The organism is Pseudomonas sp. HY2-MNA-CIBAN-0224 (genome assembly GCF_040310285.1).
GTDB lineage: Bacteria > Pseudomonadota > Gammaproteobacteria > Pseudomonadales > Pseudomonadaceae > Aquipseudomonas > Aquipseudomonas helleri.
The window spans coordinates 41,561-52,140 of the sequence record NZ_JBEOPQ010000023.1 but is presented as its reverse complement, the minus strand read 5'-3'; the positions used below and the strand labels follow the sequence as shown (position 1 = coordinate 52,140).

The 10,580-nt window shown below is 59.3% G+C and carries 8 protein-coding genes; 4 read left to right on the top strand and 4 right to left on the bottom strand.

Features of this window, described 5'->3' with window-relative positions; genetic code table 11:
* Nucleotides 1-91: 91 nt before the first annotated feature.
* Complete coding sequence (locus AAEZ03_RS12875) at nucleotides 92-1,420, top strand: MATE family efflux transporter (protein ID WP_350579146.1); 1,329 nt, start codon at nucleotides 92-94, stop codon at nucleotides 1,418-1,420.
* An 87-nt stretch (nucleotides 1,421-1,507) separates the two neighbouring features.
* Here AAEZ03_RS12875 and speA read toward each other — a convergent pair whose 3' ends face one another.
* The 4 genes from speA to AAEZ03_RS12855 form a co-directional block, all read right to left on the bottom strand.
* Complete coding sequence (speA, locus tag AAEZ03_RS12870; protein WP_153336580.1) at nucleotides 1,508-3,421, bottom strand: arginine decarboxylase; 1,914 nt, start codon at nucleotides 3,419-3,421, stop codon at nucleotides 1,508-1,510.
* A gap of 217 nt (nucleotides 3,422-3,638) precedes the next feature.
* A complete protein-coding gene (locus AAEZ03_RS12865; RefSeq protein WP_123751230.1) occupies nucleotides 3,639-4,010 on the bottom strand; it encodes a translation initiation factor Sui1 in 372 nt (123 codons plus the stop codon).
* Nucleotides 4,011-4,308: 298 nt separating this feature from the next.
* Entirely contained in the window at nucleotides 4,309-4,851 is a 543-nt protein-coding gene (locus AAEZ03_RS12860) for an NUDIX hydrolase (protein WP_123751229.1), read from the bottom strand.
* A 3-nt stretch (nucleotides 4,852-4,854) separates the two neighbouring features.
* Nucleotides 4,855-5,814, bottom strand: a complete 960-nt coding sequence (locus AAEZ03_RS12855) for a DUF2333 family protein (RefSeq protein ID WP_502947927.1) — start codon at nucleotides 5,812-5,814, stop codon at nucleotides 4,855-4,857.
* Between the two features lie 397 nt (nucleotides 5,815-6,211).
* On the opposite strand from AAEZ03_RS12855, the gene AAEZ03_RS12850 reads away from it, so the two are divergent.
* The 3 genes from AAEZ03_RS12850 to AAEZ03_RS12840 all read left to right on the top strand — a co-directional run bounded on the left by AAEZ03_RS12850 (nucleotide 6,212) and on the right by AAEZ03_RS12840 (nucleotide 10,548).
* The gene (locus AAEZ03_RS12850; protein WP_350579140.1) at nucleotides 6,212-7,828 is read left to right on the top strand and encodes a GGDEF domain-containing response regulator; all 1,617 of its coding nucleotides are present in this window, start codon (nucleotides 6,212-6,214) and stop codon (nucleotides 7,826-7,828) included.
* Nucleotides 7,829-7,935: 107 nt separating this feature from the next.
* Entirely contained in the window at nucleotides 7,936-9,897 is a 1,962-nt protein-coding gene (locus AAEZ03_RS12845) for a methyl-accepting chemotaxis protein (RefSeq protein WP_350579137.1), read from the top strand.
* A gap of 129 nt (nucleotides 9,898-10,026) precedes the next feature.
* A complete protein-coding gene (locus AAEZ03_RS12840; RefSeq protein ID WP_350579135.1) occupies nucleotides 10,027-10,548 on the top strand; it encodes a hypothetical protein in 522 nt (173 codons plus the stop codon).
* The last annotated feature ends 32 nt before the right edge of the window (nucleotides 10,549-10,580 follow it).

Below are 10,580 nucleotides of genomic sequence, written 5' to 3'. Positions count from 1 at the left end.
ATCGCGGGCAAGCCCGGCTCCCACAGGTTGTGAATCAAAACCCGCCCGAGTAAACATTCGCTCTACAATGCCGGTCCTCAAAGGAGCCTGCATGTCTTTTCTGTTAGCCGACTGGCGCGACCGTCCGACCCATCGCCGGGTGTGGGCGCTGGCTGCGCCGATGATTTTGTCGAATATTTCTGTGCCGCTGGTGGCGCTGGTCGACAGCACGGTGATTGGCCATTTGCCCCATGCGCATCAATTGGGCGCGGTGGCGGTGGGCGCCAGCCTGTATATCTATCTGGCCTGGATGATGGGCTTTCTGCGCATGGGCACCACGGGCTTTGCCGCACAAGCGGCCGGGCGCGGGGATGGCACCGCGTTGCGGCAAATCCTTGTGCAAGGGTTGCTGCTGGGACTGGGACTTTCGCTGTTTCTGGCGGCCATTGCACTCCCGTTCAGCCGCGTGGCGTTGAGTGTGATGCAGCCTTCGCCCGAGCTGCATGACATGACCCTGGCGTTCTTTCACAACCGGCTGTTTGGCCTACCCGCCTCCTTGGCCAGTTATGCGCTGGTGGGCTGGTTTTTGGGGGCACAAAACGCCCGGGCGCCGCTGGCGATTTTGCTCACCACCAACCTGATGAACATCGCCCTCAACCTGTGGTTTGTTCTCGGCCTGGACTGGGGCGTGGTCGGTTCAGCGCGGGCCTCAGTGATTGCCGAATGGAGCGGCGCCCTGCTCGGCCTGTGGCTCACACGCGGCGCACTGCGGGCATATCCGGGCAAAATGGCCTGGGGCGCGCTGCGCGTCTGGCAAAACTGGAAACCGCTGCTAGGGGTTAACCGCGATATTTTTATCCGCAGTTTGCTGCTGCAATCGGTGTTTTTCGCCATCACCGTGCAAGGCGCCCGCTTGGGTGACGCCACCGTGGCGGCCAATGCGCTGCTGCTCAATGGTTTGCTGTTGACGGCCCACGCCCTGGACGGCCTGGCCCACGCGGTCGAAGCCTTGTGCGGGCATGCCATCGGCGCCCGTGATCGCACGGCGTTACGCCGGTCGATGGTGGTTGCGTGTGGTTGGTCGTTACTCGCCAGCGCACTGTTTGCGCTGCTGTTTTTGCTGGGCGGGCACTGGTTTGTCGAGATGCAAACCGACATTGCCAGCGTGCGCGAAACCGCCTTCCAGTACTTGCCGTACCTGGCCGTTTTGCCACTGATTGCGGTGTGGAGTTATTTGCTGGACGGGCTGTTTATCGGCGCTACCCGCGCGCGTGAAATGCGCAATGCGATGCTGTTGAGCGTGGCCATTGCCTTCCCCGTTGCCTTGGCCTTGCAAGGCGATGGCAACCACGGGCTGTGGATAAGTTTCTTACTGTTTATGGTGCTGCGCAGCGGGATTTTGGGGCTGTACGCCACGCGAATCCGCTGGTTTACCCCGTGACATCCCTGTAGGAGCGAGCTTGCCTCGCGATCTTTTAAAGGGTCAAAAGATCGCGAGACGAGCTCGCTCCTACGGGTCAGTTGAGTCTTACGAAGACAAGTAAGACGAACGCGTCAGGCCCAGACGCAAGGCGTCGAGGAACTGGGTGCGCTCTTTGACGCTGATCTTGGCGCTGGCCACTTTGTCGCGGTAGTGAGTCATCAACTCCTCGGGCGACAAGTGCACGTAGCGCAGCATGTCTTCGATGGTGTCGTGGGTCTCGATACCGGCGTGGTACACGCTGCCATCGGCCTTCTGGTAGATGTTCACCGAGTCGGTGTCACCGAACAGGTTGTGCATGTCGCCGAGGATTTCCTGGTAAGCACCCACCAAGAAGATACCCAGCAGGTAGTCTTCACCTTCGTTGAGCGCGTGAACCGGCAGGCTGGTTTCGATGCTCTGCTCGTCGACGTATTGCTTGATCTTGCCGTCGGAGTCGCAGGTCAGGTCTTGCAGCACGGCGCGGCGCAGCGGTTCTTCGTCCAGGCGATGCAGCGGCAGAATCGGCAGGACCTGGCCAATCGCCCAGGTGTCCGGCAGGCTCTGGAACACCGAGAAGTTGCAGATGTATTTGTCGGCCAGCTTGTCGTTGAGTTCGTCGAGCACCTGGCGGTGCGAACGCTGACGCGCTTTCAACGAGTTGTGCAGGCGACGGCACACAGCAAAGTAGCACTGCTCGGCCAAGGCTTTTTCCGACAAGGTGATTTTGCCGTCAGCGTACTGGGCGGCCACGTCGCTCATGTAGTGCGTGGCGCGCCAGTAGGTTTCGGTGACCATTTCAATGTCGGTCGGGCCCAGCAGGTCCACCAGCCACTGCACGGTCTCGGGCAGGCTTTCTTTGTTTTCGATTTCTGGCACGTCGTCGTTGTGCTTCTCAACGTCGGTCACTTGCACCACCAGCATGGCGTGGTGCGCCGTCAGCGAACGGCCGCTTTCAGAGAAGATGTGCGGGTGCGGCAGGCCTTGTGCGTCGCAGAACTCTTTGAGCATGCCGACCACAACACCGGCGTAGTCGTCCATGTCGTAGTTGATCGAGCTGGCGTTACGCGAGTGCGTGCCGTCGTAGTCAACGCCCAGACCGCCGCCCACGTCGATGTGGTCAACCGGCAGGCCGAGGTTGCGCAGTTCGCCGTAGTAACGGATCGCTTCTTTGAAGCCGTGCTGGTAGTCGGCCAGGTTGGCGATCTGCGAACCCATATGGAAGTGCAGCAGGCGAATGCCTTGGTCCAGACCGGCGCCACGGAACCGTTCAACCACCGACAGCAACTGCGCAGCCGACAAGCCGAATTTGGATTTTTCACCACCGGTGTCAGCCCATTTGCTCGACGCCAGCGACGACAGACGCACGCGCAAGCCGACCTGTGGCTTGACCTTGAGCGAGGCCGCTTCTTCGATCACCAGGTCCACTTCGGACTCTTTCTCGATCACGATGAACACGTTGTGGCCGAGCTTCTGGCCCATCAAGGCCAGGCGAATGAACTCACGGTCTTTGTAACCGTTGCAGACGATGGTGCCGCCTTTCGGGGCCAGCGCCAGCACGGCCAGCAGCTCTGGCTTGGAGCCGGCTTCAAGGCCAATCGAAACGTTTTGGGTAGCGATGATGTTCTCGATCACAGCTTCTTGCTGGTTCACCTTGATCGGGTACAACGCGGTGTACTGGCTCTGGTATTCCAGGCGCTCGATGTTGGCATCAAAAGCACCGGTCAACTGGCGTACACGGTCCTGCAAAATATCTGGAAAACGCACCAGCAATGGCAAGGACAAGCCACTTTGGCGCAGTTCGTCGACTTGCTCGTACAGATCGATGGGCGAGCTGTTCGGGCCGTTCGGACGGACTTCTACGCGACCGGCTTCATTGATCGCGAAATACCCGGCCCCCCAATGGCGAATCCCGTAAACACTGCGGCTATCCGCAACTGTCCATTGGCTGCCATCGTCTTTGCGTGTGCGTCGTACGGACATCGAAGTCCCCTATATATAAGTCAAGTAGCCAAACCTGTGACCAGGTCGGCGCAGTCTAATGAGTAAAAATGACGATTAGTCTGCTCAGGGTAGACCCTGACAACAGCGCCGAGTTTAGAAACCCGCAATAACAGGCTCTGTGAAAACCATGGCAGCCGCCCTTGCCGGGCCTTTTTCAGGCAGCAAGACAACGACGCGGTGGTTTTGACAGAGGCTGCTAGCCGCCGGACTTCTTGGCTTTGAAACCGTGCTTGACCAGTTCGGCCATCAACAGCTCAACGTGGTCGCCCTGGATCTCGATGATGCCGTCTTTCAACGCACCGCCTGTGCCACAGCGTTTTTTCAACGTGGTGGCCAGCTCCTTAAGTGCGTCTTCGGCTAACGGTACGCCCGTGATGGTCGTCACCGTCTTGCCGCCGCGGCCTTTGCTTTCGCGGCGCACGCGGGCAATGCCATCACCGGCAGGGATCAGGGTTTGTTTGCAGGTACAGGCGTCTACTGGCTGACGACAGTCTGGACAGTGACGACCTGCGTCGGTGGAAAATACCAGGCCACCCAGGGCGGCGAAGGATGCGGCTTTTTTGGCCACCGGCAATCCTCATATGGAGGACAAAAAATTGGCCGGTGCATGACGCGCTTGCGCCAAGGTGTACCGACCGCGAAGCCCCACTCTGGCAGGGGCAGCGCAACTCAAGCGCAAAAGCACCTGAGCCTGAAAAGGTCGCGCAGTGTAACGACAAATTCGCCGAGGCCCAATAGCCAATTGGCGTAAAAATTGACACTCCCCCTGTAGTCGCTGCCGAAGGCTGCGATAAGAGCCGAAGCACCTTATCGCGCGATCATGAGAAGCGGGCCGCTGCGCAGCCAATCGCAGCCTTCGGCAGCGACTACAAAGAAGACGGTTGCGCCAGATAACGCCTTAGGGCATCCAGCGAATCCGGGCAAAAGGGCTGCTGCTCACTGAGGCGCAAAGCCTCGGCCACCGGCATGAACAAGGCTTGCTGGACTTCTTCGGGCTGCACCTGCAAAGGGCCGTCCCAGACCCCGGAAAACACCCCGCACCACAGGTGGTTTTGCGGAGCCTCAAAGTAGAAGCGTTCGTGGGCCGTCAGCTCAATGCCGCTCACGCCCAATTCTTCGGCCAATTCACGGGCGGCCGACTCTTCGTAGGTCTCGTTCGCGCCGACCATGCCGCCCGCCGCCACGTCCCAAAAGCCCGGATACAGTGCCTTGCTGAGGGTGCGTTGATGCACACATAGCTCGCCCGCCGAATTGAACAACAGGATGAACGTGCCACGCCCGATCAGGCTGCGCTCGCGCAATTCATACCGGGGCAAAGCGCCCAGCACGTGGTCGTCGCGGTCCACCCAGACCACCTGTTCGACATCAGAGGCCGCACGGTGCGCGGCCTCTAAAGTGGAGATTGCCATCTTTTAGCCCTGCGACAGCAATTGACGAAGGTCCATGACCGCCGCGTTCGCCCGCGAGATGTAGTTGGCCATGACCAGCGAGTGGTTAGCCAGAATACCGAAGCCGCTGCCATTGAGAATCATCGGGCTCCAGACCGGCTCTTGGGCGGCCTCCAGCTCACGAATGATCTGCCGTACGCTGACCGTGGCGTTCTTTTTAGCCAGTACATCGGCGAAATCAACTTCGATGGCGCGCAGCAGGTGGGACAAGGCCCACGCCTGACCACGGGCTTCGTAGAACACGTTGTCGATTTGCAGCCATGGGGTTTCAACGATTTCTTCGTCCACCACAGGCACCTGGCCCGGCAGCAGGCTTTCGGTTTTCAGCGTGGTGTTCAGTTTGACCCGACCAACACTGGCCGACAGGCGCTGCGACAGCGAACCCAGACGCGTTCCCACATCACCCAACCAGTTGTTGAGGTTGTCGGCACGGGCATAGAACAAGGCGTTTTTCTGATCCGGGTCAGACAAGCGCGCCTGATAACGGCTCAGGGAGTTGATGCCTTCCTGGTACTCCGACTCACTGGAAGGCAGCATCCAGCTCTTGTTGTCGAAGTTGAAACGAGGCTCGGCCTTGGCCAGATCGGCGTCTTCGGCAGACTGTGATTGCGAACGGGCGAAGTCTTTACGCAGGGCACGGGTCAGGTCACGCACCTGCACCAGCACGCCGTATTCCCAGCTCGGAATGTTGTCCAGCAAGACACCCGGCGGGAAGCGGTCGTTGGACAAGTAGCCTCCCGGCTTGTTAAGCAAGGTCCCGGCTACGGTTTTCAGGGTTTCTACGGTGGTGGAGCCCGGAACCATTTTCTGGCCGCTTTTTTCAGCCGCCAACTGTGCATTTTGCTGCACCGGGAACAGGTCAGGTTCGCGGCTCCAGTACCAGCCGAGGCCCAGGCACACCACCACATAAATGCCGACCAGCATGGCAATCGAGCGGCTCAGCAGAATACTTTTGAAATAGCCACGCGGCTTTGCTTGGGTATCCTTGACCGACTCGCGGGCGCTGTCGCCCTCTCGTTTTTTCCAGTCCAGCATGGCTATGTCCTTTCAGATGCTTGATTCAACAGTTCGACCACAACCCTACCTCATCGTGCCTTGTTGCACGATTTTTAATCACGGCTAGGCTAAGTGCCGACACCGCAGGGCCTGGTCGGCCCGGCACTATAAAACATGCATGCAGCCACGCCTACGCAAGGGCGGTCAATGGCTAATATCGGTGTGGGCGAGTTAATTTCAAGGTAAGGCCGGTTCAAGCCAACACTAGGTGCTAGCATAGAGCCATTACTCGACCCCAGCATGCCCCTTACCCAGCAGCCAGGATATGACCGAGCAAGAAGACCTCAGCCACGAACGCCTGAAGTACCACTTCGCCCAGCGCGTTACGCACCAAGCCCGTCAGATTCTTGAAATTTGGCAGCGCATGCAGACTCAGGAATGGTCACCCGCAGGCCTCGCTGAGTTCAGCGAAGCCAACCTGCGCCTGTTGCGCTTTGCCGAGCGCTTCGACCAGCCCGAGCACCGCGAACTGTCACAGGCCACCGACGCGGTGCTGCAACAGGTGGCCGACAATCGCGGCCGACTGAGCAGCCCGCTGATCACCGAACTCAACCGGCTGATGCAACGCTTGTCGCGCACCGGCCTGCGCCACGGCGATCAACTCGGGCACACCGCCCTGCCGCCGCTGCGCAAACCGATCTACATCCTCCTGCAAGACCATGAACGCGCTCAGCGCCTGAGCACGCAATTGGAGTTTTTTGAACTCAGTGCCGTGGCCTTTGACAGCCCCGGCGCCTTTCGTCAGGCCATGATCGAGCGCCACCCGGCGGCCATCGTGATGGAAGTCGATTTCGCTGGCCCCAGCCAGGGCCTGGCGTTGGCCGAAGAGGTCCAGGTCGGGCTTGAACAAAAGCTGCCACTGCTGTTCTTCAGCCAGCATGAAACCGACACCCCCACCCGCCTGGCCGCCGTGCGCGCCGGTGGGCAAGCGTTTTTGACCGGCACGCTCGAAGTCTCCAGCCTGATGGAGAAGATCGAGGTGCTGACCTGCGTGGCGCAGTACGAACCGTATAAAGTGCTGATCATCGACGACTCGCGGGCGCAGGCGCTGCACACCGAACGCCTGCTCAACAGCGCCGGGATCATCACCCGCACGCTGACCGAGCCAATTCAAACCATGGCCGAGCTGGCGGACTTTCAACCCGACCTGATCATCCTCGACATGTACATGCCGACCTGCACCGGCACCGAGCTGGCCAAAGTCATTCGCCACAATGATCGCTACGTCAGCGTGCCGATCATTTACCTGTCAGCCGAAGACGACATGGACAAACAGCTCGATGCGATGAGCGAGGGCGGTGATGATTTTTTGACCAAGCCCATCCAGCCCCGTCACCTCATCACCACCGTGCGCAACCGCGCCGCCCGGGCCCGGCATTTAAAAGCGCGCATGGTCCGCGACAGCCTGACCGGCCTGTTTAACCACACACACATCCTGCAACTGCTCGAAGACTGCACCTTCCGCGCCCGCCGTGAAAATCGCCCCTTGAGTTTTGCGATGCTCGACCTTGACCACTTCAAACGGGTCAACGACTGCTACGGCCACCCCATGGGCGACCGCGTCATCAAGAGCCTCGCGCTGTACCTCAAGCAGCGCCTGCGCAAGACCGACTTTATTGGCCGCTATGGCGGTGAAGAGTTTGCGATTGTCATGCCCGACACCGATCAAGAGTCGGCCTACAACGTGCTCAACCTGATTCGCCAGCGCTTCTGCGAAATCCATTACCCGGCCCATCCCAACGATCTGTGGTGCTCATTCAGTGCAGGGGTGGTGCAACTGCACGGCGAGTCCGACAGCCTGAAAATGGCGTCACAAGCCGATGAGGCGCTGTACTTCGCAAAGAACAATGGGCGCAATCAGGTGCAACGCTTCACCCGATAAAGGCTAATCGCCACTATTTGTGCCGAGCCAGGCCGGCTCGTCATATCGCTGTAACTTAAATGCAATAACTTCAGCCGCTTCTCACTGCGTAGTAGGCAGAATCTCTTATGCGTCTGAAGCTGCTAACCAACCTCAACACCCTGTTGCTGGTCGCCGTGTGCCTCGCGCTGGGCGCTACTTTATGGTGGTCGCAACAGGCGCTGGAACGCCCGTACCTGTTGATGGAGCGCTATTTGAGCCTGTCGCAGCATTTTCAAAACCAGGTCGCCCGCAACATCGAAGACTACTTGGCCAGTGGCGATGCGGTGCGTTTGAGCGAAGCCAACAGCGCCCTGGAGACACTCCAAAGTCAGCTTGCCCCGCTGCCACCGGCGCTGGCCGAGACCGTGCGCCCCAGCCTTGAGAACCTCAATAGCTTCAGCAATATCGAGTTGCTGGCAGCGGGCAAACTGGCCGGCGACCCACAAGCCTTGTTGCTGCAAGCCGAGCGCGAACTGGCCGCCAACCTCGAACAACTCAGCCAATACGCCAGCGAAGCCAATACCCCAGAAGCGCCGCACTATTTACCGCCGCTGATGACCGCCGCGCTGCACTTGGCCAAGCTGTCGTTGAACCGCGACAAACTGGTCAGCAGCGGGCGCAGTGAGTTGGCCGGTGATGTAGAACGCGAACTGGCCAGCATCCAGGCCCAGGCGCAGCAAATCGACGCCTTGCCCCTGCTTGGCGTGAGCAGCAAAAGCACTTCGGGCAATGACGATTTCGCCGCAATGATGGGCCTCGAAGCCAACCAGAGCACTCAGACCGAAGATGCCGGGGTCAACCTCAAGCGTGAGCTGAACAACCTCCTGAGCCGCTACCCGGCCGAGCTTAAACGCACCCAGACGCAGATCGAACAACGCACCCAGTTGAGCACCACCACGCACCGCAAACTCGACGCCGTGCAACACGCCATCGCCGAACTGGAGCCGGTGGTCCGCGCCCAGCACGGGCAGATTCAAGACGAAGTGCGGCTCATGCAAGGCCTGATGATTGGCCTGATCCTGCTGATTGCGCTGTTGATCGACACCCTGCAACGCAAGCTGGCACGGGTGCTGACCTATCTGGCGCCAATGCTCTCGACGTGGGCCGAAGGCGACTTCAGCCGCGACATTCAATTGGGCAAAACCAACCGCGAACTGCATGACATCGAGGCTTCACTGAATCGCCTGCGGGCTTATCTGGTGAACCTGGTGGGCACCATCCGCCTGAACGCCGAGCAAGTCGCGGGCAGTAGCCAGACCTTGGCGCAACTGAGCACCGATTTGCACGGCGGTGCCGAGCGTCAGGCCGGTGACACCGCGCAAATTCGCGACGCCCTGGGTGAGCTGGAGGCGACCATTTCCCAAGTGGCCGGCGATGCCAGCCAGGCCGCCGACGCCAGCCGCAGTGCAGGCGCCGCCGTGGCGCAAGGGCAGTTGGTGATCGGGCAAAGCCTCACCGGGCTTCATGCGCTGGTGGGCGAAGTGCAAGGCAACGCGCAGACAGTCGAGCGCCTGGCCGAAGAGTCAGCCACCATTGGCGGCGTTCTTACAGTGATTCGCTCTATCGCTGACCAGACCAACCTGCTGGCACTCAACGCCGCCATTGAAGCTGCCCGTGCGGGCGAGATGGGCCGTGGCTTTGCCGTGGTCGCCGAAGAAGTCCGCTCCCTGGCGCAGCGCACCGCAGGCGCGACCAACGAAATCCAGAACCTGATTGCCGGGCTGCAACTGGCCGCACGCCAATCGGTTGAAGGGATGCGCGCGCAGGTGGAGCATGCCAAAGCCACCGCACAACAGGCCCAGGACGCCGATGGCGCGCTAGATGAAATTGTCGGCGCCATTACCACCATCTCCGACACGTCGGTGCGTATCGCCGACGTCACTGCGCAACAAAGCGGCGCTGTGAGTGAGATCCGCGATCACAGTGAGCGCATCCATTTATTGGGCGACGACAACTTGCAACGCATCGGTATTGCCCGCAATCAAAGCCAGCAACTGTTGCAACTTGGGGGCGAACTTAATACCGCGGTGCAAGCCTTTCGGGTATGAATCAGCCCTAAAGCCGGTGTACCTGTTACTTCTGACAGTATCTATTGCTGTCAGGAGTGATATTAAATTGATGTTGTATTAGGCAGCGCTTAAACAGGCTGTTTCCTGTACGACATCAACAGGTGCGCCATGAGACAAACCATTCTTCTAGTGTTTGCTCTGTATTTGCCGCTCAGTGAAAGCGCAACGCTGCACATTGAAAACCAGTCGCGCTATATAGCCGTCATTATTGACTATCCTGCCGGTTACCCCTGCGCGCCGGACCGCCAGAACGTGCGGCCGTGCCTGATTCTGCCGCTTGCGGCCACCTCGTATGAACTGCCTGAAGCTGAAGCCTTGAGCGCTGTACTGCGTTTTATTTCACTGCCGGCTACTTCTAACGTGGCGCTTGGTGATTTAAAAAAACATGTCTTTAAAAGTACCGGTGACTTCACCTATCAGCCGTTGGGGGCGTTGAAGTATGAACAAGTGAAATGTGAAATACCGATGGAAGAAGGCATCAGCATTACCATCATTTTGGTTGGTGTCATGGATAAAGCCTGTGAAAAAGGCACTGACCGACGTCTTTCATGGGTCTATAAACGCAATGACGTTAACTTGAAATTCATCATCAAAGACCTCCCGGCCAAACCCCACCCCCGCCCCCTGTAGGAGCGAGCTTACCTCGCGATCTTTTGATCTGG

Coding starts and splice junctions, on each gene's coding strand:
- AAEZ03_RS12850 (WP_350579140.1), top strand. CDS start 6,212: ATGACCGAGCAAGAAGACCTCAGCCACGAACGCCTGAAGTACCACTTC.
- speA (WP_153336580.1), bottom strand. CDS start 3,421: ATGTCCGTACGACGCACACGCAAAGACGATGGCAGCCAATGGACAGTT.
- AAEZ03_RS12845 (WP_350579137.1), top strand. CDS start 7,936: ATGCGTCTGAAGCTGCTAACCAACCTCAACACCCTGTTGCTGGTCGCC.
- AAEZ03_RS12875 (WP_350579146.1), top strand. CDS start 92: ATGTCTTTTCTGTTAGCCGACTGGCGCGACCGTCCGACCCATCGCCGG.
- AAEZ03_RS12840 (WP_350579135.1), top strand. CDS start 10,027: ATGAGACAAACCATTCTTCTAGTGTTTGCTCTGTATTTGCCGCTCAGT.
- AAEZ03_RS12860 (WP_123751229.1), bottom strand. CDS start 4,851: ATGGCAATCTCCACTTTAGAGGCCGCGCACCGTGCGGCCTCTGATGTC.
- AAEZ03_RS12855 (WP_502947927.1), bottom strand. CDS start 5,814: ATGCTGGTCGGCATTTATGTGGTGGTGTGCCTGGGCCTCGGCTGGTAC.